This window comes from Micromonospora lutea (assembly GCF_016863535.1).
Classification (GTDB): domain Bacteria; phylum Actinomycetota; class Actinomycetes; order Mycobacteriales; family Micromonosporaceae; genus Micromonospora; species Micromonospora lutea.
In genome coordinates, this window is record NZ_BOPB01000028.1 from 22,089 (window position 1) to 47,458 (window position 25,370).

Annotated in this window: 22 protein-coding genes and 2 pseudogenes; 21 read left to right on the top strand and 3 right to left on the bottom strand. The window is 70.9% G+C overall.

Going from position 1 to position 25,370, the window contains the following annotated elements:
• Window positions 1-113 precede the first annotated feature (113 nt).
• The 4 genes from Vlu01_RS21945 to Vlu01_RS21960 all read left to right on the top strand — a co-directional run bounded on the left by Vlu01_RS21945 (window position 114) and on the right by Vlu01_RS21960 (window position 5,029).
• Entirely contained in the window at window positions 114-584 is a 471-nt protein-coding gene (locus Vlu01_RS21945) for an NfeD family protein (RefSeq protein WP_204002667.1), read from the top strand.
• A 4-nt stretch (window positions 585-588) separates the two neighbouring features.
• The gene (locus tag Vlu01_RS21950; RefSeq protein WP_204002669.1) at window positions 589-1,698 is read left to right on the top strand and encodes an SPFH domain-containing protein; all 1,110 of its coding nucleotides are present in this window, start codon (window positions 589-591) and stop codon (window positions 1,696-1,698) included.
• Between the two features lie 168 nt (window positions 1,699-1,866).
• Window positions 1,867-2,676 carry a hypothetical protein gene (locus tag Vlu01_RS21955; RefSeq protein ID WP_204002671.1) on the top strand — a complete coding sequence of 270 codons (810 nt, stop codon included), beginning with the start codon at window positions 1,867-1,869 and terminating at the stop codon, window positions 2,674-2,676.
• A gap of 157 nt (window positions 2,677-2,833) precedes the next feature.
• Window positions 2,834-5,029, top strand: coding sequence for a transglycosylase domain-containing protein (locus Vlu01_RS21960; protein ID WP_204002673.1), 2,196 nt, complete (start codon window positions 2,834-2,836; stop codon window positions 5,027-5,029).
• A gap of 147 nt (window positions 5,030-5,176) precedes the next feature.
• On the opposite strand, the gene Vlu01_RS21965 is transcribed toward Vlu01_RS21960, so the two are convergent.
• Window positions 5,177-7,021 carry a thiamine pyrophosphate-requiring protein gene (locus Vlu01_RS21965; RefSeq protein ID WP_204002675.1) on the bottom strand — a complete coding sequence of 615 codons (1,845 nt, stop codon included), beginning with the start codon at window positions 7,019-7,021 and terminating at the stop codon, window positions 5,177-5,179.
• Window positions 7,022-7,133: 112 nt separating this feature from the next.
• On the opposite strand from Vlu01_RS21965, the gene Vlu01_RS21970 reads away from it, so the two are divergent.
• The 7 genes from Vlu01_RS21970 (at window position 7,134) to Vlu01_RS22000 (ending at window position 15,094) form a co-directional block, all read left to right on the top strand.
• Window positions 7,134-8,222: a DNA glycosylase AlkZ-like family protein gene (locus Vlu01_RS21970; RefSeq protein ID WP_204002677.1), complete on the top strand. Its 1,089-nt coding sequence runs from the start codon at window positions 7,134-7,136 to the stop codon at window positions 8,220-8,222.
• A 243-nt stretch (window positions 8,223-8,465) separates the two neighbouring features.
• Window positions 8,466-8,603: a hypothetical protein gene (locus Vlu01_RS21975; protein ID WP_204002679.1), complete on the top strand. Its 138-nt coding sequence runs from the start codon at window positions 8,466-8,468 to the stop codon at window positions 8,601-8,603.
• Between the two features lie 80 nt (window positions 8,604-8,683).
• On the top strand, window positions 8,684-9,160 hold the full coding sequence (locus Vlu01_RS21980) for a glycine-rich domain-containing protein (RefSeq protein ID WP_204002681.1): 477 nt from the start codon (window positions 8,684-8,686) through the stop codon (window positions 9,158-9,160).
• A gap of 4 nt (window positions 9,161-9,164) precedes the next feature.
• Window positions 9,165-9,905 carry a sulfotransferase family 2 domain-containing protein gene (locus tag Vlu01_RS21985; RefSeq protein WP_204002684.1) on the top strand — a complete coding sequence of 247 codons (741 nt, stop codon included), beginning with the start codon at window positions 9,165-9,167 and terminating at the stop codon, window positions 9,903-9,905.
• A complete protein-coding gene (locus Vlu01_RS21990) occupies window positions 9,860-11,224 on the top strand; it encodes an MFS transporter (protein ID WP_204002687.1) in 1,365 nt (454 codons plus the stop codon). The genes Vlu01_RS21985 and Vlu01_RS21990 overlap by 46 nt, the downstream gene beginning before the upstream one ends.
• Complete coding sequence (locus Vlu01_RS21995; RefSeq protein ID WP_204002689.1) at window positions 11,221-12,678, top strand: hypothetical protein; 1,458 nt, start codon at window positions 11,221-11,223, stop codon at window positions 12,676-12,678. The genes Vlu01_RS21990 and Vlu01_RS21995 overlap by 4 nt, the downstream gene beginning before the upstream one ends.
• Before the next feature lie 175 nt (window positions 12,679-12,853).
• A complete protein-coding gene (locus Vlu01_RS22000; RefSeq protein ID WP_239096047.1) occupies window positions 12,854-15,094 on the top strand; it encodes an ATP-binding protein in 2,241 nt (746 codons plus the stop codon).
• 14 nt (window positions 15,095-15,108) lie between these two features.
• On the opposite strand, the gene Vlu01_RS22005 is transcribed toward Vlu01_RS22000, so the two are convergent.
• A complete protein-coding gene (locus Vlu01_RS22005; protein WP_204002696.1) occupies window positions 15,109-15,633 on the bottom strand; it encodes a hypothetical protein in 525 nt (174 codons plus the stop codon).
• A 70-nt stretch (window positions 15,634-15,703) separates the two neighbouring features.
• On the opposite strand from Vlu01_RS22005, the gene Vlu01_RS22010 reads away from it, so the two are divergent.
• The 7 genes and pseudogenes from Vlu01_RS22010 to Vlu01_RS28080 form a co-directional block, all read left to right on the top strand.
• The gene (locus Vlu01_RS22010) at window positions 15,704-16,567 is read left to right on the top strand and encodes a LysR family transcriptional regulator (RefSeq protein WP_204002699.1); all 864 of its coding nucleotides are present in this window, start codon (window positions 15,704-15,706) and stop codon (window positions 16,565-16,567) included.
• On the top strand, window positions 16,564-17,109 hold the full coding sequence (locus Vlu01_RS22015; RefSeq protein ID WP_204002701.1) for an RNA 2'-phosphotransferase: 546 nt from the start codon (window positions 16,564-16,566) through the stop codon (window positions 17,107-17,109). The genes Vlu01_RS22010 and Vlu01_RS22015 overlap by 4 nt, the downstream gene beginning before the upstream one ends.
• Before the next feature lie 33 nt (window positions 17,110-17,142).
• Window positions 17,143-17,439 carry an ArsR/SmtB family transcription factor gene (locus Vlu01_RS22020; protein WP_373307491.1) on the top strand — a complete coding sequence of 99 codons (297 nt, stop codon included), beginning with the start codon at window positions 17,143-17,145 and terminating at the stop codon, window positions 17,437-17,439.
• Window positions 17,439-17,825: a VOC family protein gene (locus Vlu01_RS22025; protein ID WP_204002957.1), complete on the top strand. Its 387-nt coding sequence runs from the start codon at window positions 17,439-17,441 to the stop codon at window positions 17,823-17,825. Before Vlu01_RS22020 ends, Vlu01_RS22025 begins: the two co-directional genes overlap by 1 nt.
• Window positions 17,826-17,871: 46 nt before the next feature.
• Window positions 17,872-18,741: a TrmH family RNA methyltransferase gene (locus Vlu01_RS22030; protein WP_239096049.1), complete on the top strand. Its 870-nt coding sequence runs from the start codon at window positions 17,872-17,874 to the stop codon at window positions 18,739-18,741.
• A 46-nt stretch (window positions 18,742-18,787) separates the two neighbouring features.
• A pseudogene (locus Vlu01_RS28075) lies at window positions 18,788-19,504 on the top strand (PucR family transcriptional regulator ligand-binding domain-containing protein); the annotation flags it as partial.
• 117 nt (window positions 19,505-19,621) lie between these two features.
• Window positions 19,622-20,587, top strand: a pseudogene (locus tag Vlu01_RS28080) (PucR family transcriptional regulator); the annotation flags it as partial.
• A gap of 235 nt (window positions 20,588-20,822) precedes the next feature.
• On the opposite strand, the gene Vlu01_RS22040 reads toward Vlu01_RS28080, so the two are convergent.
• On the bottom strand, window positions 20,823-22,178 hold the full coding sequence (locus Vlu01_RS22040; RefSeq protein WP_204002704.1) for a MurL-like N-terminal domain-containing: 1,356 nt from the start codon (window positions 22,176-22,178) through the stop codon (window positions 20,823-20,825).
• Between the two features lie 83 nt (window positions 22,179-22,261).
• Here Vlu01_RS22040 and murD point away from each other — a divergent pair, with 83 nt between their 5' ends.
• The 3 genes from murD (at window position 22,262) to Vlu01_RS22055 (ending at window position 25,369) form a co-directional block, all read left to right on the top strand.
• A complete protein-coding gene (murD, locus tag Vlu01_RS22045; RefSeq protein WP_204002705.1) occupies window positions 22,262-23,611 on the top strand; it encodes a UDP-N-acetylmuramoyl-L-alanine--D-glutamate ligase in 1,350 nt (449 codons plus the stop codon).
• A 149-nt stretch (window positions 23,612-23,760) separates the two neighbouring features.
• Window positions 23,761-24,606 carry a hypothetical protein gene (locus tag Vlu01_RS22050; protein ID WP_204002706.1) on the top strand — a complete coding sequence of 282 codons (846 nt, stop codon included), beginning with the start codon at window positions 23,761-23,763 and terminating at the stop codon, window positions 24,604-24,606.
• 7 nt (window positions 24,607-24,613) lie between these two features.
• Complete coding sequence (locus tag Vlu01_RS22055; RefSeq protein ID WP_204002708.1) at window positions 24,614-25,369, top strand: hypothetical protein; 756 nt, start codon at window positions 24,614-24,616, stop codon at window positions 25,367-25,369.
• Window position 25,370 lies beyond the last annotated feature (1 nt).

Consider the following 25,370-nt stretch of genomic DNA (forward strand, 5'->3'; position numbering starts at 1 on the left):
TCAGGGTGCCGGTTCGGGGCGTAAGGGCACGAAGTCTTCTACGGGGTCGGCGGTCGCGTGCCTGAGATCATGACAGTTCGATGACACGTGCACTGACATGTCACGATCGTTACGTGGATGCCGTGCTGTGGATCGTGCTGGGTGTGGTGCTGGCGGTCGCTGAGGTCTTCACGGCGACCCTATTCTTGATCATGTTTGCGGTCGGCGCGTTCGCCGCCGCGGGCGCCGCCGCGCTCGGCGCGTCGGTGCCCGTGCAGGCGGTGGTCTTCGCGGTCGTCTCCGCGCTGACCGTCTTCGCCGCGCGACCGGTCATCCAACGACACAAACAGACCAGCTCCGACAGCGACACCACCACCTTCGGTATCGAGGCGATCGAGGGTTCGACTGCGCTGGTTCTGGAGCAGGTCGACGCCGACCGGGGCATGGTGAAGATCGACGGCGAGGTGTGGAGTGCTCGCGCCTACGACGCCACCCAGGTTTTGGCACCCGGCGAACGGGTGCAGGTCATCCAGGTCAAGGGAGCGGTAGCCCTGGTCTGGCGGGACGTCACTACTCCCGGTGAGCTACCCGAGGCTGAAAGGTGAACGGATGGAGTTCATAGTTCCCGCCCTGTTGATAGCGATCGCCCTGATCGCGGTGGTCACCCTGGCCAAGTCGGTGCGGATCGTGCCGCAGCAGCGTCAGGACGTCGTCGAGCGGCTCGGCCGGTACAAGCGCACGCTGAACCCCGGTCTGAACATCCTCGTGCCGTTCGTCGACGCGGTGCGTACCAAGGTCGACATGCGCGAGCAGGTGGTCAGCTTCCCGCCGCAGCCGGTGATCACCTCGGACAACCTGGTCGTGTCGATCGACACCGTCCTCTACTTCAAGGTGGTGGACTCGGTCCGGGCCACCTACGAGATCTCCAACTTCCTTCAGGCGATCGAGCAGCTCACCGTCACCACGCTGCGTAACGTGATCGGTTCGCTGGACCTGGAGCGGGCGTTGACCAGCCGCGAGGAGATCAACCGACACCTCTCCGGGGTGCTGGACGAGACCACCGGCCGCTGGGGCATCAAGGTGACCCGGGTGGAGATCAAGGCGATCGAGCCGCCGCCGAGCATCCGCGACTCGATGGAGAAGCAGATGCGTGCCGAGCGGGACCGCCGGGCGGCGATCCTGAACGCCGAGGGTCACAAGCAGTCGCAGATCCTCTCGGCCGAGGGTGAGAAGCAGGCGGCGGTGCTGCGCGCCGACGGTGACCGGCAGGCCCGCATCCTGCAGGCCGAGGGCCAGGCGAAGGCGATCCGGACCGTGTTCGACGCCATCCACCAGGCCAACCCGAGCCAGAAGGTCCTCGCGTACCAGTACCTCCAGGCGCTGCCGCAGATCGCCAACGGCACGGCCAACAAGGTGTGGATCGTGCCGGCTGAGCTGACCAAGGCCCTGGAGGGCATGGGCGGCGCACTGGGCGGGCTGAGCCAGATGGTCGGCGACGCGCCGAGCCAGGAGGCGTCCGAGGACGCCAGCGCCGTCGAGCGGGAGGCCGCCGAGGCCGCGCAGGCCGCCGCGCTCGCCGCTCAGGAGATCCACAACGAGGTACGCGTCGCCGAGGCGCAGGCCTCCGGCGGCAACAACCCGCAGGGGCTGCCGGCACCGGAGCCGGTCTCCCCGACGAGCCTGCTCAACGACACCTCGGACCAGCGCGAACGCGGCTGATCCCGGCGACCGGGCGGGGGTCACCCGCCCGGTCGGCGTCGGGCGGATGCGAAAAAGCCTCACAGGGCGCCCCGGTGCCTGCCACCATCGGTCCTAGTGCGGGTGGTGACCAGGCATCGGGGCGCCTCGGCGTGTCCCGGCACCGCTCGTGGATGAGCGAGGTGACGCATGGAGCCGGTGCGGCGGCTGTGGTCCACGCCGGAGGCGCCCGGAGCCCACGACCCGAAAGGGCCGATCGGCACCCGGCGTACCGGTGGAGGGTTCGGCGTACTCCCGTTCGTCGACGACCCGGCACCGCCCGGACCCGCCACCAACGCCAGCTGGGCCTGGTCGCTGCGGCGGCTGGCCCGGGCCGCGGTCTGGCTGCTGCCGGCGTACGCGATCCTCTACGGCGCGGTGGCGATGGCCAGCGACGGCGGGGTGGGCAACGACCCGTATCCGGCCGATGGCCGGGCGTTGTACCTGATCGGTTGGGTGGCCGCGGTCTGGCTCGGCCTGCTGGCCCTGCTCGGGCTGACCGGGCTGCTCGCCGCCACCCGCAGCCGGCACGCCGCGGCGGCCGGCCTGTTGGTCAGCATCGCCGGCACGGTGCTCATGCTGCCCTTCGCGGGCCTGTCCGAGCAGACCCCGGTCTTCGGCGCCACCGCCCGGTCGCTGGTGCTGGTGGGTGCCACCTGCTACAGCGCCGGCTGGCTGCTCACCGGGTGGGCGGTGGCCCGCTCGGGGATGTTCAGCATCGGAGACGGGGCGATGCTGATGATCGCCAGTCCGCTGCTCGGCCTCGGCGGCGCGTTGATCGGATCGCTGCAGACCTTCGGGGCGATCTTCGTGTTGATCGCCGGCATCGGCATCTGCTACCGCTCGGGCCGCCTGTTGCCCCGGGAGATCCTCCGGGACGCCACCAGTGCCAGCGTCGCGACCGCCGGTCCGAGCGCGCCGATGGGCCCGGGTGGCACGGGTCCGTTGGGAACGGTCTGAGGATGCGGACTCTGCGACCGGCTGTCCCCGGTGTCCGGATGCGGCCCCGATGCTGCCGCCGCCCATGGCCGAGTTGGCTGGCAACTCACGGTGAATTGCCTGACAACTGGCCAATTGTGGTGGCCGGATCGCGGCTTTCGCGGCAATCCTGGTGACCATGGCCACCCCTACGCCGCTGTCGCGGCTGTTCACCGTCGTGCTGACCGGCGTGCTCGCCGGCCTGGTCCTGGCGGTCGCCGCGCTGCCGGGCAACCTCCTGCTCGGTTTCGCTGCGAAGGCGGCGCTCGGGAACTATGCCGCGTTGCCGGACGCGCTGCGGACCCCGGCCACCCCGCAGCGGTCCTACCTCTACGCCAACGACGGCAAGACGCTGATCACCACGTTCTACGACATCAACCGGAGGGACGTGGCGCTGGCGGAGATCGCACCGGTGATGCGCCAGGCGATCGTGGCCGCCGAGGACCGGCGCTTCTACGACCACGGTGGGGTCGACCCGCGCGGCATGCTGCGCGCTGTGGTCAGCAACGTCACCGAGGGCACCGGGCAGGGCGGCTCGACGCTGACCATGCAGTACGTACGCAACGTGCTCAAGACCGACCCGAGCCGGACCGCGGAGGAGCGGGCCGCAGCCACCGAACCGACCATCGGGCGCAAGATCCAGGAGATCCGGTACGCCAACGCGTTGGAGCAGCGCCTCGGCAAGGACGAGATCCTCAACCGCTACCTCAACATCGCGTACTTCGGCTCCGGGGCGTACGGGATCGCCGCCGCCAGCCAGCGCTACTTCTCCAAGGCACCGGCCGATCTGACCCTCGCCGAGGCGGCCCTGCTGGCCGGCCTGGTGCAGTCGCCGGAGGCGTACAGCCCGATCGACGGTGACGCCGACGCGGCGCTGGCCCGGCGGGCGTACGTGCTGGACTCCATGGTCGCCACCGGTGCGATCACCGCTGAGCAGGCCGCCGGGGCGCGGGCCGAGAAGTTGACGCTGGACCCGAGCGAGCAGGCCAACGGCTGTGCCGCCACCGCGGGCGGAGGCGACGGCTGGGGCTTCTTCTGTGACTACCTGCGCCGCTGGTGGGTCGCCCAGCCCGAGTTCGGCGACACCGTCGAGGAGCGGGAGCAGGCACTCCGGCGCGGTGGCTACCGCGTGGTGACGACGCTGGACCCGCAGGTCCAGGCCACCGCACAGCGCCAGGCCACCGGCATCTACGGGTACGACAACCCGCGTGCGGTCCCGATCGCCGCCGTCGAGCCCGGCACCGGTCGGGTCCTGGCGATGGCGGTCAACCGGCACTACAGCCTCGACGCCAACCCGGACGGGCAGGTCAACTACCCGAACACCGTCAACCCGTTGATCTCCGGTGGTCCGGGTGTGGCCGGCTACCAGGCCGGCTCCACGTTCAAGCTGTTCACCATGCTCGCCGCGTTGGAATCCGGGCGGAGCCTGTCCACCGGCTTCGACGCGCCCAGTAGGCTGCCCACCCGGTACGCCGCCGACGGGGCGAGCAGCTGCGACGGCCGCTGGTGCCCAGCCAACGCCAACCCGACGTGGATGGACGGCTACCGGATGATGTGGGACGGCTTCGGCCGCTCGGTGAACACCTACTTCGTCTGGCTGTCCGAGCAGGTCGGGCCGGAGAAGGTGGTCGAGATGGCGCAGCGGCTGGGCATCACCTTCCGTGCCGCGTCCGACGCCGACTTCGCCGACAACGACGCCGCCAACTGGGGTGCGTTCACCCTGGGCGTGGCCGCCACCACCCCGCTGGACCTGGCCAACGCGTACGCCACGGTGGCGGCGGAGGGGACGTACTGCGCGCCGGTGCCGGTGGTGTCGGTGACCGCGCCGGACGGTGCACGGTTGCCGGTCGGCGACCCGTCCTGCCGGCGGGTGCTCGACGCCGACGTGGCCCGTGCCGCCACTGACGCGGCGCGCTGCCCGGTGGGTCAGCAGTCCGCCTTCGGGCAGTGCAACGGCGGCACCGCCACCGCGGTGAACCGGATCCTGGGCGGGCGTCCGGTGGCCGGCAAGACCGGTAGCTCCGACCAGGCCGCCACGGAAAGCTTCGTCGCGTACACCCCGCAGGTCGCGGTCGCCGGTATCGCCGCCAACCCGGACGACCCCACCGAGTCCGTCGGTGCCGCCGTGCAGGCCCGGGTGATCGACGCAGTCGCCCGGATCATCGGTACGGCGGTCGAGGGCCAGCCGGAGCAGGCCTTCACCGCACCCAGCCGGGAACTGGTCGGCACCCCCCGACGCCCGGTCGAACGCGACCCGTTCACCGATCCCCGCCGCCGTACCCCCGACAACCCCGTGTTCGACCTCCTCCGCCCCTGGCTCCAAAACCGCCGCTAACCCCCACCACCCACCCCGCTCCCCACCCCGACCCCCCGGCCCGCCTCGTTGATCATGAGGTTGTTGTCGCCCCGCCCGGCGTGGCGTGACAACAACCTCATGATCAACGAGGCGAAGGGGGCGAAGGGGGCGAAGGGGGTGGGTGGGTCAGCGGGGGCGGTAGGTGGTTAGGACGCTGGGGATGCCGCGGCGGATGATGCCGGCCCAGTCGGTGTCGCCGCGCAGCACCGCCGCCGCCGTGTTGCGGGCCTGGTCGACGGTGAAGTGTGGGGGCATCATCAATTCGGCGGGATCGACCAGCGCGTTGATCACCGTCGGGCAGTCGGCGTTCAGCGCCCGCTGCCACACGTCGGCCACCTGGTCCGGATGGTCGATCAGTTCGCCGCGCATCCCCAGCACCTCGCCCCAGCGGTGGTACGCGATGTCGGGCAGTTGCTGGCTGTCCGGGAACATCGGGGCGCCCTCGCTGGAGCGCTGCTCCCAGCTGACGAACGCCAGATCCCGGTTGTTGAGCACCAGCACCACGAACCGTGGGTCGGCCCAGCTCTGCCAGTACTTCGCCACGGTGATCAGCTCGTTGACCCCGTTCATCTGCATGGCGCCGTCACCGATCAGGGCCACCAGCGGGCGGTCCGGGTGGGCGAACTTGGCCGCCAGGGCGTACGGCATCGCGCCACCCATGGACAGCAGGGTGCCGGACAGACTGGCCAGCATCCCCGGCCGGACCTTGACGTGCCGGGCGTACCAGGCGGTGGTGGTGCCGCAGTCGACGGCGAGCATCACGTCGTCGGGCAGCCGCTCGCTGAGGCTGGCGAAGAGCAACTGCGGGTTGACCGGGTCGGCGCTCTGTTCGGCCAGTTTCCGCTGCGACTGTCGCCAGGCGGCGGTGGCCCCGGCGATGGTCTGTCGCCACCCGGTCGGTCCCGGGCCGGGGCCGAGCGCGGCCAGCAGCGCCCGCAGGGTGGGCGCGGCGTCACCGGTCAGGTTCACCTCGGTCGGGTAGCGCAGTCCCAGTTGGGTGCCGTCGTGGTCGATCTGCACCGCCGGCGCCTGCCCGGGTGGCGGGTAGAACTCCGAGTACGGCATGTTGCTGCCGACGATGAGCAGCCGGTCGCACTCGTTCATCAGCTGCCAGCTGGGCCGGGTGCCGAGCAGACCGATGGCACCGGTCACCCACGGCTCCCGATGGTCCACGGCGGTGAAGCCGAGCAGCGCCGTCGCCACGCCCGCGCCGAGCCGGTGGGCGACCTCGCGTACCTCGTTCTCGGCGCCGAGCGCACCCTGACCGACCAGCATGGCCACCCGCTCGCCGCTGCCGAGCACCTCGGCGGCGCGCCGGACGTCCGCCTCCGGCGGCACGGTCGGGCCGCTGCTCGGCACACTGCTGGTGTGGTAGAAGCCGTGTGCGTGCGGCGGGTTGGGCACCGCCGGCAGGTCCTGCACGTCGAGCGGCAGCACCAGGGCGGTGACGGTACGCCGGGCCAGCGCCGTCCGGCACGCCCGGTCCACCAGGTGGCGTACCTGGGACGGGTGGTCGAGTTGGGCCAGGAACGCCGCCGCCACGTCCTTGTAGAGGGCGAGCAGGTCCACCTCCTGGTAGTAGCCGCCACCCTCGGCGGTGAGTGCGGTGTGCCCGACCAGGGCGACCACCGGCTGGTGATCCAGCTTCGCGTCGTAGAGGCCGTTGAGCGCGTGGATGGCGCCCGGACCGCTGGTGACCAGCACCGCGCCGAGGGGCCCACCGCCGTACTTGACGTGCGCCGAGGCGGCGAATCCGGCGGTCTCCTCGTGGCGCACCTGGACGAACTGCACCTGCTCGGTGGTGCGTTGCAGGGCCGAGGTCATCCCGTTGATGCCGTCGCCGGGAAAGCCGAAGTACCGGCGTACGCCCCAGCAGGCGAGCCGTTGCACGATGTGGTCCGCGACCGTGGCGTCACGACGCAACGGCCACGGGTCAGCCGGCACGTTGGTGCCGATGTGCGCTGCGGTCATCTGATCGCCTCTCCGGCTGGACCACTCGAAACGGTCGCCCGGCATTCCCCACTTCCCTGCGGCGAAACCCCGCCGGGGGCGTGCGGATTTCGAGGGCACTAGGGTCGGTGGCATGGTCGTTCATCGGCTGAGCCTGGTCGAAGCCCGTCGGATCGCGATCCGGACCCAGTTGCTCGCCGCGCCGCGCCCGAGCGACCTCGTGGCCGTCGTCGAGCGCCTGACGATTCTGCAACTCGACCCCACGGCGGCCATCGCTCCCAGCGCCGATCTCGTGCTGTGGAGCCGACTCGGTCCGGCCTACGATCCCGCGCAACTGACCAGGGCGATCGAGGTCGAGCGCAGCCTGGTCGAGACCGTCGCCTACATCCGGCCACCGGGCCACCTGCCCGCCGTGATCGCCGAGGCCCGCGCCGCGATTCATCCGTCCGCCCGAACCTGGATGGAGCAGAACGATTCGTTCCGTCGGGACGTGCTGGCGGTGCTGGCGGAGAGGGGTCCGCTGCTGTCGCGGGACATCCCCGACACCAGTGTGGTGCCGTGGCCGTCGAGCGGTTGGACCAACAATCGCAACGTCACCAGGATGCTCGAACTGCTGGCCCGGCAGGGCCAGGTGGCGATCTCCGGACGTAGGGGACGGCAGCGCTGCTGGGATCTCCCCGAGCGGGTGTACCCGGTGGGCCTGCCCGACCTCGATCCGGGCGAGGCGACCCGGCTGCGGGACGAGCGTCGGCTCGCGGCGTTGGGCATCGCCCGGTCCCGTGGCACGGTGACCCCGGGTGAGTCACCGTTCGTCGGCATCGCGGGGGAGGAGGCCGTGGTCGAGGGCGTGCCGGGAACCTTCCGGGTCGACCCGGCGTACCTCGGGTTGCCGTTCGAGGGGCGCACCGCGCTGCTGTCGCCGTTCGACCGGCTGATCCACGATCGGGTACGCACCGAGCAACTGTTCGGCTACGAGTACTTCCTGGAGATGTACAAGCCTCGGGAGAAGCGTCGGTGGGGCTACTTCGCTCTGCCCGTACTCCATCATGACCGGCTGGTGGGCAAGCTGGACGCGACCGCCGACCGCAAGGCGGGCGTCCTCGTCGTCAATGCCCTGCACGAGGACGTGCCGTTCACTCGGGCGATGGCCGCCGAGGTCGACGCCGAGATCGAAGCGCTCGCCACCTGGTTGGGTCTGAAGACCACCCGATCCCAGCCGTAGTCGCCGCACATCCGGGCACACGTTTGCCGTGCTTGAGCGCTTGAGTAGTTGCGCTCCACCGGAGACCTGCCGGTCAACTGCCGGTCAATCTCCTGGAGGGTCCGAGGGCGTGGAAATAGCGTTCCTGGTAGCCGCTGCGGATGACATTTTTATTAACGGGACCCTTCCGCAGCGGACCATCCAACACCTGTTCGTACCGATCGGTCAGCGACCGTGGTGCGGGCATCAGGAAGGGAGAGCACAATGTCGGAGATCACTGAGGTCGTCGAGACCGAAATCACCGAGCAGGCCACCCCGGCTCCCCAGGTCGAGGACGCGACCGAGGCGGCAGACGTCCGCCAGCCGTCGACCCGCGTGATGTGCTGCGACCAGGCCGTCTGACGTGGACCGGTGGTCCGGGGCGGCGGTGCGGTCCCGGACCACCACCGCAACCCCGTCGACCGATCGAGATTGGCTGCGAAATGACTGAGATCGTCGTCAAGCCCGCCGAGGAACTTCGCTGGGAGGTTCCCCTCGACACCTCCGCCAACCGCATCGCCGACCTCGCCGAGGTTCGGCGGTACATCGACGCCATCGACTTCGGGCCGCTCAAGCACCGGCTCACCCAGGGACGTGACGTGCTCGGCAGCGAATGGAGCCCGGCCCGCGCGGACTACTACGAACGGCTCTACAAGAACTGGCTGTACCTGCGTCGTCGGTACGAGGGCGAACTGTTGCCGCCGCACATCGACATCGACGAGTTCTGGCACGGCCACATCCTCGACACGCACGCGTACTTCGCGCACTGCGACCGGATCTTCGGTTACTACTTCCACCATTTCCCCTACTTCGGCACGCGCGGCCCGGCCGACCGGACGAATCTCTCGAACGCCTGGCAGCAGACCCAGGACAGGTACCGCGCCGAATTCGGCGAGTACATCTACGACTTCGTGGAGTAGAACGGTGACGTCCGACCCGCTGCTGTGCTACGTGCACATCAACAAGAATGCCGGCAACAGCATCATCGAGGCCCTGCTCAACAACTATCCCGGCCGGTTCAAGCAGTACCTCGTCTCCGGTCGGAGAAGCGCCGGGCAGCCGGGCGCCAAGACCGTCGACAGCCCGGACGAGGACGTGCGGCGGATCGTCGCGGAGATTCACGAGAACCAGTACCGCCACGACGCGATCGCGCTCAACCTGCCGGTCGGCATCCACCGCAGGATCGAACGACCGGTCCGGTACGTCACCATGCTGCGGGAGCCGGTCGACCGCTGCGTCTCCTACTGGTACTGGGCCTACCGCAAGCGCGACACCGGCAATCTCTGGGCCGCCCTGCAGGCCGGGCTGCCCGACGGCGTGGCCGGTCTGCCGCTTCAGTTCCGCGACGACCAGGTGCGCTTCCTGTCCGGTACGACGAACGTCGAGACCACCGACGACGACCTGGCCCTGGCGATGAAGGCCGTGGAGGAGAGCTGCGCCTTCGTCGGCACGGTCGAGCGGTTCGCCGAGTGCCAGGCCCTGCTCGGCAGGATGTTGTCCTGGAAGCGGCCGGCCACGTTCCACCTGAACAGCGGCGACCGCGACGATCAGCGGCTGCTGCCGGCCGAGGCCATCGACACATTCCGCGCCGCGAACACCCGAGACATGGAACTCTATCAATGGTTGACGCGAAGCTACCTGCCGTCGGTGCTCGGGCGGAGCTGACCGGCGGCACTGCCGCCCCGGCCACCGTCGCGCCGTCGAGCGAGCCGCGCGTCGAACGCCTCGCCATCGTGGCGAACATGGTCATCGTCCCGCTCTGTTTCGCCACCGGCCGGCTCAGCGCCGACCTCGTCCAGTTGTACGGCGTCCAGACGCTCGGCCTCACGCCGGCGCAGGTGGGTACGGCACTGGGACTGCTGGTGCTGAGCGTGCCCGCTCAACTGCTCGCGGTGCGGTTGCCCCGGCGTCTCGGTTTCCGGCGGACGATGCGGTTCGGATACGCGGGCGTGCTGCTCCTGCTGGTGGCGCTGGCCGCAGTGCCGGAGCTGGACCGCTGGGGCACCGCTGCCGTCTTTGCGGCGTTCGTGGCGGTGCTGCTCGCCATCGAGGTGGCGATCTCGGTGAGCTGGGGGGTGGCCTGGCACCCGTGGATGCGGACACTGGTCTCGCCCGACCGTCGTCCGCGGTTCGTCGCCCGGATGCAGTTCGCCACCCAGATCCTGAACGTGGTGCTGCTGCTCGGCTTCGGCCTCCTGGCGGGCGCAGTCGTCGACCGCACCGAGTACCGGATCCTCCTCGGGGTGCTCGCGGTGCTGCTCGTCGTCTCGATCACGACGCTGGGCCGCATGCCGCACACGCCGGCGCCGGCCGGCACCCACCCCCAGGCCCTCGGCGAGCTGCGCGCCGCTGCGGTGGGACTGGTCGCCGACGGCCCGCTCCGCCGGCTCAGCGTCATCTTTCTCCTCGACACGGTGCTGGTCACGCCGCTGCTGGCGATCTACGCCGTGCTCCACCTCGGCATCCCCGCCGGCACCGTGGCGGTGATCCTCGGCGTACGCGGACTGGCCGCGCCGATCAGCCTGCTGGGCTGGAGTCGCGTCGCGCACCGGCTCGGTGCGTACCGCCTCATCGTCTACACGATGGCCGGCACGGTGCTCACGCGCCTGCTGTGGGTCTTCGTGCCGACGACCGAGGGCGCGGCGAGCGGAGCGAGCATCGCCTGCTTCGCCGTCATCGTGGTCGGGTCCGCGGTCTGCGCCGCCGGTTACGGCAACGCCAACCTGACCACCTGGTACGACGCCGTACCCGATCGCCACTCCCGAGCGATGTTCACGCTGCGGGACGTGATCGCCTCGTCCAAACTCCAGCTCTACTCGGCGGCCGGCGGCGGGGTACTGGTCGCCACCGCCACCCTCGGTGCCGCCGCCTACGGCCCGATCCACATCGACGCCTACAAGCTGCTGATGCTGGCCGGTGTGCCGGTCGCGGTGGCGATCGCGATGTTGTCGCGGCGGGCGCAAGCAGAAGGGCCATCCCGATGAGCACTCACCCCCTGATCGAATCGTTGCGTCCACCGGTGGACACGATCCTGGACACGATTGCCGAGGCCGAGGCACGGTACTGCCTCGGCGAGGCCACCACGTTCGAGCCGGCGAAGATCCACGCAGCGTGGCCGGACGTGTTCGGACCGGACACGGTCACCGCGTTGCGGGCCGCCGGCATCGCGGACGGGTCGGGGCGTCCCTTCGTCGGTCTGGTGCTCCAGGCGCTGATGGAGGCGGAAACCACTCCGCTGCGCACCCGCATCGCCGAGCGCGAGAAGACGGTCACCGTCACCGACGGGAACGGCGGCCGAATCGATCTCGCCCGCGCCCGGCGTCTCGCCGCCACCGCACCCGACGTCGGGGTCCCGCGTGACACCCTGCACGACCTGTACGACCGCGAGATCGCCCCACTGTGGCTGGAGTCGGAGCAGCGACGCCTGACCGTCGTCAAGGCGGCGGGTTACCGGGATCTGATCGACTACGCCGACCGGGTGCAGCGGCACGACCTCGGCCGGCTGGAGCGCGAGGCGCGGGCGTTTCTCGACTCGACCCGGGCGCGGTACGAGTCGATCCGGCGTCCCCGGTTCGCCGCCGGTTCGTTCACCGTCGCCCAGCTCATCGGCGCGGCGCGTACCACCTTCGTCGACCCGGTCGACCTGGCGACCTGCCTGCCGCTGCTGCGCCTCCTGGTCAGCGAACTGGGGCTGGAATTCGCCCCCCGGATCCGGCTCGACCTGGAAGCCCGGCCCGGCAAGGTGCCCGGCGCGTACTGCCTGCCGGTGCGGGTTCCCGACGACATCGTCGTCGCCGTGTCACCCGGCGGTGGAGTGGGTGACTGCCGACCGTTGTTCCACGAGGTCGGGCATGCGCTGCACTTCGCGTACACCTGCGCGGAACTGCCGGTCGACGGCCGCCGGATGGGCGACGAGGGCCTGGTCGAGGGCTGGGGTGTGGTCACCGAGAACATGTTCCTGCACCCAGGCTGGCTCAACCGGTCGTTCCCGGCAGGCACCGCGGCGGCCCTGGGCAACGACACCGCGCAACGGCTGTTGATCGTCACCCGCGCACAGTGCGTCCGGCTGCTGTTCGCCGTCGACGCCGCGCGCCGCCCGGCCGACCCGGCGGAACTGCGGTCCCGGTACGACCAGCTGATGGCCGAGCACCTCGCCGCCCGGCCTGGCCCGATCGAGTACCTGGACGTGCTCTGCGGCGACTTCGTCAGCGCCACCCGGCTGCGTTCCTGGGAGTTCGGCACGTCCATCGCCGGGCTGCTCGCGCACGAGATCGGCCCGGAGTGGCCGGGTGACCCACAGGCCGGGCGATGGCTGGTGGAGCACTGGCGGGTCGGGGTCAGCCACACCGCGGCCGAGGCGATCGACCGTTGGGTCGCACCGCCGCTGAGCCTGGACGCGGTGGCGGAGAACCTGACCGACAGCATGATCACGCCCTGACCAACACCAGCGGCCCGCCCGCCATCTCGGCCGTCACCTGGCCCACCGTCCCGGCCGTCGAGCCTCGGCTCGACAAGGAGGACGCCATCCAGTAGAAACCATCACCGGACATCCATTTCCCCGTCGAGAGGCCGACGGGTCCATTCTGGACCTGGTAGGCCATGAACGGATGGGCATGGCCCGGTTTAGTCAGATGGTGACAGCCCACCGGCGGCGGCTCGGGATGACCCAGGAGGATGTCGCGGCCGCCACCGGCCTCGCCGTCCGCAGCATCCGGGACGTGGAGAGTGGACGGGTGGCCCGTCCCCGCGCGTCGACGGTCCGGCTGCTCGCCGAGGCGTTCGACCTGTCCGCCGCCGACCGGGTGCACTTCATCCACGCCGCCGACCCTGACCTGGCCGGGCCGGCCGGGGAACGACCCCAGCAACTGCCGCTGGCGGCACCGGGCTTCGTCGGCCGCTGCGGCGAACTGGCGGCCCTCGACGCCGGTCGGCCCACGGAACCGGCGAAACAGGCGGCGGTGTCCATCTTCACGATCTCCGGCATGGCCGGGGTGGGCAAGACCGCCCTCGCCCTGCACTGGGCACACCGGGCGTCCGAGTGGTTCCCCGAAGGCCAGCTCTACGTCAATCTCCGAGGCTACGACGAGGCCGATGTCGTCGATCCCAGCGACGCCCTCCGTGGTTTCCTGGAGGCGCTCGGTGTGCCGGCCACCGGGATACCGGCCAGCCTGGAAGCCCGCGTCGGGCTGCACCGCAGCCTGCTGGCCGACCGCCGGATGCTGCTGGTGCTCGACAACGCGCGCGACTCGGCGCAGGTACGACCGCTGCTGCCCGGTGCCGGCGGCTGCGTGGTCGTGGTGACCAGCCGGGACGAGCTGTCCGGGTTGATCGTCGCCGAAGGCGCCCACCCGATCCGGCTGAACGTGCTCACCAGCGCCGAGTCGATGAGCCTGCTCGCCAGCCGGCTCGGCGTCCGTCGACTGGCCGCCGAGCCGGCCGCCACGGCGGACATCATCGACTCGACCGGCCGCCTGCCGCTCGCGCTGTCGATCGTGGCGGCGCGGATGGCGCTGCATCCCGGCTTCCCACTCGACGCCTTCGCCGCCAGCCTGCGCCCCGACGAGGCGATGCTGGACGCGCTGGCCGACGGCGACGTACGAGCCGTCTTCTCCTGGTCCTACCTGGCGCTGAGCCGACCGGCGGCCCGGCTGTTCCGCCTGCTGGGGCTGCACCCCGGGCCCGACCTGACCGCCGAGGCCGCAGCGGCGCTGGCCGGGCAGACCCCGGCGACCGTCGCCGCGCCGTTGCGGGAGCTGACCCGGCTGCACCTGCTGACCGAACACCTGCCCGGCCGGTACGCCTTCCACGACCTGCTTCGCGCGTACGCGGCCGAACTGACGCGGACCGCCGGGGAGGCCGACGAGTCACGGGAGGCACGCCACCGGTTGTTCGACTACTACCTGCACAGTTCCTACCCGGCAGCGGTGCTGCTGCAGCCGCAGTGGCCGGCGATCGACCCGCTTCCTCCGGTGCCGTCGAACGTGAGATCCCCGTCGGAGAACCACGACGCGGCGCTCGGTTGGTTCGCAGCGGAACGCCAGGTGCTGCTGCGCGCGGTGCGCCAGGCCGCCGACACCGGCTTCGAGGCGTACGCCTGGCAGTTGGCCTGGGCGTTGACCACCTTCTTCGCCCCACGTGGCCTCTGGCGGGATCAGCACGCTGTCCAGCAGGTCGCGCTCGCCGCGGCGGAACGCGTCGACGATCTTGCCGGGCAGGCCGTCGCCAACCGGTTGCTGTCCCGCGCGGAGGCCCGCCTCGGTCACCTCGACGTGGCGGAGCAGCGGCTGCTGCGCGCCCTGGACCTGCACCGGCGACTGGACGATCCGACCGGCCAGGCGCAGACGCTGCACAACCACGCCGAGGTCTGCTACATGCGTGGACGACCCGAGGAGGGGCTCCGCCACGGACAGGATGCGTTGCGGCTGTACCGGTCGGTCGGCAATCGCGCCGGGGAGGCCCGGGCGCTGAACGCGGTCGGCTGGCTCTACGCCGCCACGGGCGACTTTCCACGGGCGATCAAGAGCTGCACCGAGGCGCTCGCCCAGCAGCGGGCCAGCGGCGACCACAACGGCCAGGCGGCGACATTGGACAGCCTGGGTTACGCCCACGCCCGCCTGGGCGAGCACGATCGGGCGGCCGACTGCTACGAGGAAGCCATCGCGCTGTTCCGGGAGTCCGCGGACCGCTACCACGAGGCCGAGACCCTGCAGCGGCTCGGTGAGGCACGGGAGGCGATGGGCGACATCGCCCGAGCCGTCGACGCATGGCAACGGGCGGCGCGGATCCTCGACGATCTCGGTGACCCGGCGGCCGACCACGCCCACCGCGTGGTGTCGCGGCTGTCGCCATCCTGACTGCCGGTGCCGCTTCACGGTCGGGCCGGGCTCCCGGTGCGCAGCGTGCCGACGATGTGGCGCTCGACGTCGGCCCAGGTGGTAGCGGGCTGGCCGTAATCGGGCACCGGGCGACGCTGTGGTCCGAAGAAGTACTGGTGGGCGACGGTGCCCCGGATGGCAGCGTGCACCTCGGGGTGGTCGTCGACGAAGTGGGTGAGGGCGAGGTCGACGCAGTGCGCCCGCTTGTCGGCCCGGGCCCGACAGAATCGGACGTTGTCGCGGGCGATACCGCTGCGTCGATGGATGTCGTGGGCGGCGAGCCAACGCAGGGTACGGGCCTGCACGCGCGGGCCGCACTTGGAGACCAGCCACACCCGACCGTCGAACAGCGGAACGAGGCGGGCGATGGTCTCGACGGCACCGGACACCTCGGGGGTGGCCAGCATGGTCGCCTCGTCCCCGCTGAAGAAGGCGGTGTCGCCGCCATTCGGGTGCGCGGCGCCGTCGATGATGACCCGGCCGATGTCGATGCCGAGCCGGGGGAGTTTTTCCGTCATGCGGCCCAGCATGCGGCGCACTTACCCGGCGCGGAACTATTATTCAAGGCAAGCCCTATAGTTACAAGCTATGAGTGGGCGGGACCTGCTGGAAGCCGACGCACTGCGCTCGTTCGCGGTCTTCGCCGAGCACCGCAACTTCACCACCGCCGCGCAGGAACTGCACATCAGCCAACCCTCCCTGCACGTGAAGATCCGGAAGTTGGCCACCGCACTCGGCGTCGACCTGTACGAACGCGACGGTCGTCGGCTGACGCTGACGGCCGCCGGTGAACGCCTCGCCGCGTACGCACTTGACTCGCGGCGACGGGTCGAGGAGTTCCTGCTTGAGTTGCACCACGAGTCCACGCCGACGTTGACCATCGCGGCCGGGCGGGGCGCGCTGCGGTGGGTGATCGGCGAGTCGATCCAGCGGGTCGGCCGCCAGGGGCGTCGGGTGCACGTGATCACCGCGGACCGGGACGCCGCTCTCGCCGCCCTCACCAGCGGACGGGCCGACCTCGCCGTCGTCGCCCACGATCCGCCCGGCCGGCAGGTCGAGGCGACGCAGATCGCCGCCTACCGCCAGGTGCTCGTCCTCGGTGACGGGCACCCGCTCGCCGCACGTCGACAGGTCCGGCTCGGCGATCTCGATGGTCTGGATCTCGTCGTACCCCCGGCGGGGCGTCCGCATCGCAGGGCGCTGGACCGCGCTCTGCTCGACGCGGGAGTGCGCTGGCAGGTCGCCGCCGAAGTCGACGGGTGGGACCTGTTGGTGCATCTGGCCGCGTTGGGGGTCGGCGCCACCGTGGTCAACGGCTGCGTCGGGCTTCCTGAGGGACTCCGTGCGGTTCCGATCCACGGGCTGTCCGAGATCCGGTACTGGGCCACCTGGCGGCGGCCCCGACGGGCGGTGGTGCAGGTCCTTCTCGACCAGTTCGGTGCCCACCCGTGACCGGCCGACTCACCTCCGCCAGCAAGCTCCTCGCGTACGTGCTCCGGCACCGTCCGGACGCCGTCGGCATCACCCTCGACGAGGGCGGCTGGGTCGAGGTGGAGGTGCTGCTCGCCGCGCTCGCCGAACACGGTCGTCCGGTCACCCGGCAGGTGCTGGCCGAGTTGGTCGCCGACCCCGACAAACAGCGTTTCGAGCTGCGCGCCGGGCGGATCCGGGCCGCGCAGGGCCACTCGATCGCTGTCGACCTGCGCCTGGAACCCGTCGTGCCGCCGTCGCTGCTCTACCACGGCACGGTGGCCCGCCACCTGTCCGGCATCCGTGTCGAGGGGCTGCGGGCCCGCGGTCGTGTCCACGTCCACCTGTCGGTGGACCGGGAGACCGCCGTCACGGTCGGTGCGCGTCGCGGTGACCCGGTCGTGCTGACCGTGGACGCTGCGGGCATGCATCGGCACGGGTTCGTCTTCTACCGGGCCGTGAACGGTGTCTGGCTCACCGACCACGTCCCACCCGACTGGATCGCCTTCAGCGGGTCAGCTTGACATGCAAGTAACCACTTGCCTATAACTGTGCCTGTGGACGCCGACCCTGACCTGTTCAAGGCCCTCGGTGACGCGACCCGACGCGTGATCCTGGACGAGTTGATCGACAGGGACGGTCAGACGCTCTTCGAGATCTGTGGCCGACTGGCCATGAAGTACCACCTGGCCTCTTCGCGCCAGGCAATCTCACAGCACCTCGCGGTGCTCGAACAGGCCGGCCTGGTCCGCACCCGGCGACAGGGCCGGTACAAGTTCCACCACATCGACACGAGCCCGCTGCGCTCGATCGTCGAGCGGTGGCCCATCGACCGAGAGGCACCAGATCCGTGATCCGTATCCACGTCACCAGCGTGTTCGTCGACGACCAGGCCAAGGCGCTCGCCTTCTACACCGAGAAGCTCGGGTTCATCAAGAAGACCGACGTACCCGCCGGTGAGGCCCGCTGGCTCACCGTCGTCTCGCCGGCCGACCCCGACGGTGTCGAGCTGCTGCTGGAACCGGCCGGCCACCCGGCGGTGGGTCCGTTCCAGCAGGCCCTGGTCGCCGACGGCATTCCGTTCACCTCGTTCGCCGTCGACGACGTGTACGCCGAGGTCGAGCGACTCAAGGGACTGGGCGTCGAGTTCACCCAGGAGGCGACCGACCTGGGCCCGGTGATCACCGCCGTGCTCGACGACACCTGCGGCAACCTGATCCAGATCGCCACCATGAGGTAGCCCGTACCGTGTCCTCGGTCGGTGGGCGCGGCCTTGCGCGGCCGTCGTGCCGGTCGGGCGCGGGCCTGTCAGCTCCCGGCGCCGCGGGGTCCGGCAGAATCGGCGGGTGCCCGTCCACCTGATCACCGAGCCCGACGACGAACGGATCGCCGACTACCGGGCGCTGACCGACGTCGAGCTGCGTACCCGCTGGGAGCCGCCGCACGGACTGTTCATCGCCGAGGGCGAGCTGGTGCTGCGGCGGGCGCTGCGGGCCGGCTACCCGGCCCGGTCCTTTCTCGTCGACGCCAAGCGGGTCGACCAACTGGCCGACCTCGACACCGGCGACGCCCCGGTGTACGCCGCCACTCCGGACGTGCTGCGCGAGGCGACCGGGTTCCACGTGCACCGGGGCGTGCTCGCCTCGTTCCGGCGCAAGCCGCTACCGACCGCCACGGAGGTGCTCGCCGGCGCCGAGCGCGTGGTGATCCTCGAAGACGTCAACAACCACACGAACCTGGGCGCGATCTTCCGGGCCGTGGCCGGGCTGGGGGTGGACGCCGTGCTGCTCTCGCCGACCTGCGCCGATCCGCTCTACCGGCGCAGCGTACGGGTCAGCATGGGTGAGGTTTTCGCCGTGCCGTACGCGAAGCTGGAACCGTGGCCGGCGGCCCTGGCCGACGTGCGGGCCGCCGGGTTCACCGTGCTGGCGATGACGCCGGCACCCGACGCGGTGCCCATCCAGCGGCTGGACCCGGCGCAGCGGTCCCGGGCCGCGCTGCTGCTCGGCGCCGAGGGCGCCGGGCTGACCAGCGCGGCGATGCAGGCCAGCGACGCCCGGGTGGTGATCCCGATGCGACGGGGCGTGGACTCGCTGAACGTCGCCGCCGCCACCGCCGTGGCCTGCTGGGAGCTGGGCCGCGACGATCCGCTCTGAGGCACCGTCGAGCACCAATCAGGTCACGGACGGTAGCGTGTCGCGAGTGTTCCCTACCGTGCGTGAGGTCCTCGCCCTGGACCCGGTCCGCCACGGCGCGCCGCGCCTGGTCGCGGGGGAGGTCGGGCTGGACCGTCGGGTGCGCTGGGTGCACGTCGCCGAGGTACCCGACATCGCCACCCTGCTCGGCGGTGGCGAACTCGTGCTCACCACGGGCATCGGACTGCCTGGTGACGACGCGGGGCTGCGGGCCTTCATCGGCGACCTGGCCGGGGTAGGTGTCTCCGGGCTGGTGGTCGAGTTGGGCCGTCGCTACCTCGACGGCGTACCCCGGGTGATGATCGCCGCCGCCGAACGCCACAACCTGCCGTTGGTGGAGCTGCGACGGGCCACCCCGTTCGTGCGGATCACCGAGGCCGTGCACGCCCTGATCGTGGATGCCCAGCTCACCGAGCTACGAGCGACGGAGGAGATCCACCAGCGGTTCACCGAACTGTCGGTGGAGGGCGCCGAGCCCGGAGAGGTGGTCCGGCAGGCAGCCGAGCTGTCCGGCTGTCCGGTGGTGTTGGAGAACCTGTCCCGCCAGGTGCTCGCGTACGACCCGGCGGGGGAGAGCGCCGAGTTGCTGCTGGACGGATGGGAGCAGCACTCACGACGGATCCGCCCCGAGGGGCGCACGACGTACGACGCCGATCGTGGCTGGCTGGTCACCATGGTGGGCGCCCGGGGACAGGACTGGGGTCGGCTGCTGTTGCGTTGGCCGCCCGGCGGTGACCTGCCGGGTGGGCAGTCGGTGTCGGCCGGTGGCCGGCCCGCCCCGGTGTCGGCTCCCGGGCAGGTCGCGTCGGCTCCGCCCGGGCGCGGTGGCTCGTTCTCGGCAGCGCCGACCAGACTGACCATCCTCGTGGAGCGGGCGGCGTCCACGCTGGCCCTCGGTCGGCTGATCCGTCGGGACGCCGAAGGGCTGGAACGTCAAATCCACCGGACGCTGCTCACCGCCCTGCTCGATCACTCCTGGCCGGTGGACGAGGTGGCTCTGCGGGCGCGGGCGCTCGGGGTGGTGCTGGAGCGTCGTCACCTCATCGGTGTCGTGGTCCGCCACCGGGCGGACGACCCGGCGGGAAGCGGGCCGCTCATCGAGCCGGGACCTCCCGGCGAGGCACTCGACACCGTGTCGGACGCCGGGTCCGCCCGGCTGCGCGACCTCGCCGAGGCCGTCGGACAGGCGCTGCGCGAGGCCAATCTGACCGGACTCACCAGTGCCCTCGACGACCAGACCGTGGGTGTGCTGCTCGCCCTGCCCGACACGGTGGCGGAGGAGCGGGCGCTGTCCGCCTTCGCCGCCGCGCTACGCCGGTCCCGCCCCGACCCGCACACCCGGCCCGGGACCTGGACACCCGGGCTGCTGGTGGCCGCCGGATCCGGCGTGGGCAGCCTGCGGGAGGCACGCCGGTCATTGATCGAGGCCCGTCAGGTCGCCGACGCCGCCCGCCGCGACCGACGTGACCTGCCGATCTTCCGGTTGCCGCACGTCGGGCTGGCCGGACTGCTGCACCTGCTCCGCGACGAGCCCCGGGTGCAGACCTTCGTCGAGCGGCAACTCGGCGCGCTGCTGGCCTACGACGCGCAGCATCCCCGGGAGCAGTTGCTCGGGACCCTGCGGGCCTACCTGGAGCAGGGCCGGAACAAGTCGGCGGCGGCTGCCGCCGCCCACCTGTCCCGCCCGGCGTTCTACGAACGGCTGGCCCGCATCGGCCGGATCCTCGACGCTGACCTCGACGCAGTCGACGCCTGCCTCTCCCTCCACGTGGCCCTACTCGCCTTGGACGCCATCCGCACCCCCTAACCGCCCCACCCCCACCCACCCCCACCCCGCCCCCTGCCCCCTGCCCCGCCCCCTGCCCCGCCCCCTGCCCCGCCCCCTGCCCCGCCCTCGCCCTCGCCGATCATGCAGTTGTGGCACGTGACAAATGCGTCATAACGACACAAAACGGGTGCCACAACTGCATGATCGCGGGCGCGGGGCGGGTGTGGTGGGGGTGGGGCAGGGGTGGGGGTGGGTGGGGGTGGGGGTGGGGCGGTTAGGGGGTGAGGGTTTGGAGGGTTTTTTGGTAGGTGGGGGGGATGTGGTGGTTGGCGGGGGCGGGGGTGAAGGTGTCGGAATCGGCGGCGGTGGACCAGGCGCTGTCGGGGACTGCGGCCACCAGAGCGGTCACCACGGGAGTGTCGCGCCATTCGGGCTGCTGGGCGAGCAGGCTCAGTGCGACCACCGACTCTTCCACCTCGCCGACGCACTCGAACGGCTTGTGCCCGTCGATGCCGAGCAGTTCGCGGTAACCCGGAATCTGCGCCTCGTCGGCGAGCAGGTTCCCGCCGAAGATCCGGCTGACCCGCTCGCGGGGCATGAACGGGGCCAGCGCCAGGAAGACGAACCGGCACTTGGGGCAGTCGCGGCACCACCGCTCACTGGCGTCGCGGAGCTTGAACGCGGCGTTGCAACTGGTGACCACATCGTCGTAGCGGTCGATGGTGGCGAACAGTCGGGCGATGTGCAGCTCCGACAACGGGCGCAGCAGCGAAAAGTATGGCTCGGCCAGCCCGGCATGCTCTGCGAGAGCCGCCCGCAGCAGCCCCTCGGCCACCACCCCCTTGGACCACTGGTGGTTGATCTCGTGACCGTTCCAGATCAGGTTCGGGTCCGATGCCGAGCGTTCGTTGGACATCACCACCGGACCCAGTCCGTGCAGGACCGAGGTGGCGACCGCGATCAGCGAGTTGATTGCGGTAACCGGAATGTGCCCGTTACGGGCGCCGGCCGCGTTCAGCTCGAACAGCACCGGGTCGATGCGCCGCCGGGCCGCCAGGGGAGTGAGCCCGGAGGCCGCGTTCACCGCGTTGATGACGTGGTTCGGGTTGACCGAGAAGGGCACCGGATCGAGACCGGCCCGGCGCAGCGCCTCCAGGCTGACGATCGAATCCTTGCCGCCGCCCACCGCCGACAGCGGGCGTCGGTCGGAGTTGTCGTACTCGGCGGCCGGCTGCACCCGTCCGTCGGGCACGCGCGGGGTCAGCTCCAGCACGTGCGGCAGTTGGTTGCGGTACGCGTACTCGGCGAGACCTTCGGTGTAGACGGCCGTGACGAACTCGACGGCGGCCGGGCCGAGTGGTGCCGGCAGCAGCAGTTGCCCCGGCGCGGCCGTCTTGTAGTAGCTGACCCCGGCGACCAGGTGCAGCAGCTCCAACACCCGGCCCAGCGCCGCCACGGCGGCGTCCGACGGGGACTCCTCCGGCACCGGCAACGTGATCACCTCGGTGAATCGTTGCTCGCCATCGGGCCCGGTCAGGGCGTAGTCGAACAACGCCTCGCCGGTGGACAGGTCGATCGAGTAGGACGGGAAGGTGAAGGCGTCCATCCGCGCCAGCTGCGTGTTGAGCACACGCCATACTAGGCCCTGGTTCGTCCGGCCGTGCCCGGCTCGGCTGGACCGTGACCTGCTGCCGACGTACCCGAGGAGAGCCTGTGCGCCTGTCTGACCTGCGCGGACGCAAAGTCGCCGTCTGGGGTGCCGGCCGGGAGGGTCGGGCCGCGGTGACGGCCATCGCCGCTCACGGCCCGGCTGACCTCGTCGCCGTCGACGACAGCGCGAACTTCCTCTCCCTGCCCTGGGACGGGCCACTGGCGGAGGCCGCCCCACTGGTCACCGGCGACGAGGGCTTCGCCCGGCTGGCCGCCGCCGACGTGGTGGTCCGCTCGCCCGGTGTGCCGCAGACGCATCCCTGGCTGATCGAGCTGCGACGCCAGGGTGTGACGGTCACCCAGGGCACCTCGCTCTGGATGGCCGACCATGGCGAACGCACCATCGGGGTGACCGGCAGCAAGGGCAAGAGCACCACATCCAGCCTGATCAGCCACCTGCTGGCGGCGGTGGACCGGCCGAACGTCTTCGGCGGCAACATCGGCGTACCGACGTTGGACCTGCCGGATGCCGAGCTGTACGTGCTGGAGCTGTCCAGCTACCAGTGCAGCGACCTGACCGACTCGCCCCGGGTGGCGGTGGTCACCGCCCTGTTCCCCGAGCATCTCGACGCGCACGGCGGCGAACGGGAGTACTACCGGGACAAGCTCAACCTGCTCGCGTACGGGCCGCGCACGGTGGTGGTCAACGGCACGGACCCGCGATTGGCGTTCGAGCTGGGCGACCGCGCGGCGGTGCGCGCCGGCACCGCCGACTCGGTGAACGTCGCCGCAGGCCCGGACGGTACGCCCTGGTTCCACCGGGTGGACCAGCCGCTCTTCCCCCGGTCGGTGCTGCCGCTGGTCGGGCGGCACAACGAGGGCAACCTCTGCGTGGCCCTGGCCGTGCTCGACGCGTTGGGCATCGACCTGGTCGACCGTAAGGACACCCTGGCCGTGGCGGTCGCCGAGTTCCAGGGACTGGCCCACCGGCTCACCGAGATCGTCGACCCGTCCGGCCTGACCTTCGTCGACGACACCCTGGCGACCAGCCCGTACGCGGCCATCCACGCCATCGACGCGTACGACGGTCGGCCGTTGACCGTGATCGTCGGCGGCAACGACCGGGGGGTCGACTACACGCCACTGCGCGAGCACCTGGCCGAGCGGGAGCTGACCGTGATCGGTATCCCGGACAGTGGCGCACGGATCGTCGAGGCGCTCGACGGGCTGCCGAAGGTACGCACCGAACTGGTCGACGACCTCGCCGCCGCCGTCCAGTTGGCCCGCCAGGTCACCCCCGCCGGTGGTGTGGTGCTGCTGTCGCCTGCCGCCCCCAGCTACGGGCGCTTCCGCAACTTCGAACACCGCTCCGAGGTCTTCGCCGAAGCCATCCGCACCACCGCCCCCGCCTGACCGCCCACCCACCCCGGTCGGCCGTCGTCGTCCATGACGTGTCCGCCACTGTTGTCCGATTCCCAACCGACCACTTCGTGATCACGGCGGGTGCCGGGAGTGTGGTCGCGGGGTTCTACCCTGACGGGAGCCGGTACCGGAGGTGGTTGATGGTCCAACTGCTGCGCCGCCCGCGCACGCACGCGGTCGGCATCGCGCGGCTGATGGCGCACACCGACCCGGTCGCACTGATCGGCCTCGCCCTGTCGATCTCGCTATCCGTGACGCTCGACCTGACCGGTGCCGCCACCGGTGTGGAGTCGTTGCTGGCCGGTCTGATGGGCATCACCATCTCGTTGCTGGTGGACTCCATCGCCCGGGCCGAGCGTCGGTTCCATCTGCGGGCGCTGCTGGCCGGCCCGCACTGGCTGGTGCGGACGGTCCCGGAGCTCGCCACCGCCGCGACCGAGGCGGTCGATCGCCATCCGGGCACCCGGGTCGCGGAGGAGACCCAGCGTCGGTTCGAGCGGTTCCACGCCGACCTCGGCCAGCTTCGACAGGGACGCATCATCCGGCCGGGCACGGACTACCAGGACATGCTGGGTGCCACCCGGGACTGCGTACGGAAGTTGGAGGCGCTGACCAACGTGCTGCCCCGGCTGGCCTGGTGGAGCGGTGACATCGGCCGGCGGTACTGGTCGGAGAACCTCGCTGCGCTGGCCCGTGGGGTGCAGATCACCCGGATCTTCACCTACACCGAGTTCTCCGACGAGCTGGCGGAACTGGTGGCGACACAGCGTCGGGCGGGTGTGCGGGTGGGTCTGCTGTCGACCGTAGCGGTTCCGGCCGACCTGCACGTGAACCTGATCCGCTGGGACGGCACCGCGTGCTGGACGGCCGGCATGAGCGCGCACGGCGAGATCAACGAGAACCGGTTCTCGGTGAACGCCGCCGACGTCGCCCGGGCCGGCGAGACGTTTCAGGGCTGCCTGAGCCGGGCTACCTTCGACCCGTGACGAACGGATGACTGCCCAGGGCGTCCTGCTGGTTACCGTGGTGGTCTGGGTGGTGGGCCTGATCCGTCCAATCCGGTGGCGGACCTTCGTGGCCGCGCTGCCGTTACCGATGACCGCCGCGCTGCTCACCACCGGCGTTGCCGTCGACGGCACGCAACTCGTCGGGGTGGTCGGACTCAACCTGTTCTTCGGCGTCGTGGCGTTCGCGTACCACCGATTCGGTTGGCCGATCCTGCTGGCCGACCTGGCGGGTGTCGCCAGCTACCTGGCGCTCGCGGCGGCGCTGCGTCCGTTCGCACTGCCTTTCGGGCAGACGCTGGCCGTGACGGTGGCCCTCTGGCTACTCGCCATGCTGGTGTTGCGCCGCGATCCGGCTGTGGCGACAGCCGTACCTGCGCGGCACGCGGCGGCGGGAGACGGCGCGCGGATGCCGGTGGTGGCGCGCCTGCTGCTGATCCTCGCCGGTGCGGTGCTGACCGGGCTGCTGGGCCAGCTGTTGCGAGGGCTGGTGGTGACGTTCCCGTACGCCGGGGTGCTGGTGGCCGTCGAGGTGCGGCGGGAGCTGCCGGCCTTCTGGTGGCACTTCGCCCGTAACAGTCTGGCGCTGCTCGGGTTCCTGGTCGGGGTACGCCTCGGCCAGGACGTGTCGGCCGCGGTGGCCCTGACCGCCGGCTGGGCAGGCTTCGGTCTGGTCGCGGCGGTGCTGCACCTGCCCGGCTACCGGAGCGAAAAGCGTGATCACCACCGGGTGTCGGGTCGGTGAG

Coding starts and splice junctions, on each gene's coding strand:
- Vlu01_RS21950 (WP_204002669.1), top strand. CDS start 589: ATGGAGTTCATAGTTCCCGCCCTGTTGATAGCGATCGCCCTGATCGCG.
- Vlu01_RS21955 (WP_204002671.1), top strand. CDS start 1,867: ATGGAGCCGGTGCGGCGGCTGTGGTCCACGCCGGAGGCGCCCGGAGCC.
- Vlu01_RS21960 (WP_204002673.1), top strand. CDS start 2,834: ATGGCCACCCCTACGCCGCTGTCGCGGCTGTTCACCGTCGTGCTGACC.
- Vlu01_RS21965 (WP_204002675.1), bottom strand. CDS start 7,021: ATGACCGCAGCGCACATCGGCACCAACGTGCCGGCTGACCCGTGGCCG.
- Vlu01_RS21970 (WP_204002677.1), top strand. CDS start 7,134: ATGGTCGTTCATCGGCTGAGCCTGGTCGAAGCCCGTCGGATCGCGATC.
- Vlu01_RS21975 (WP_204002679.1), top strand. CDS start 8,466: ATGTCGGAGATCACTGAGGTCGTCGAGACCGAAATCACCGAGCAGGCC.
- Vlu01_RS21980 (WP_204002681.1), top strand. CDS start 8,684: ATGACTGAGATCGTCGTCAAGCCCGCCGAGGAACTTCGCTGGGAGGTT.
- Vlu01_RS21990 (WP_204002687.1), top strand. CDS start 9,860: ATGGTTGACGCGAAGCTACCTGCCGTCGGTGCTCGGGCGGAGCTGACC.
- Vlu01_RS21995 (WP_204002689.1), top strand. CDS start 11,221: ATGAGCACTCACCCCCTGATCGAATCGTTGCGTCCACCGGTGGACACG.
- Vlu01_RS22000 (WP_239096047.1), top strand. CDS start 12,854: ATGGCCCGGTTTAGTCAGATGGTGACAGCCCACCGGCGGCGGCTCGGG.
- Vlu01_RS22005 (WP_204002696.1), bottom strand. CDS start 15,633: ATGACGGAAAAACTCCCCCGGCTCGGCATCGACATCGGCCGGGTCATC.
- Vlu01_RS22010 (WP_204002699.1), top strand. CDS start 15,704: ATGAGTGGGCGGGACCTGCTGGAAGCCGACGCACTGCGCTCGTTCGCG.
- Vlu01_RS22050 (WP_204002706.1), top strand. CDS start 23,761: ATGGTCCAACTGCTGCGCCGCCCGCGCACGCACGCGGTCGGCATCGCG.
- Vlu01_RS22055 (WP_204002708.1), top strand. CDS start 24,614: ATGACTGCCCAGGGCGTCCTGCTGGTTACCGTGGTGGTCTGGGTGGTG.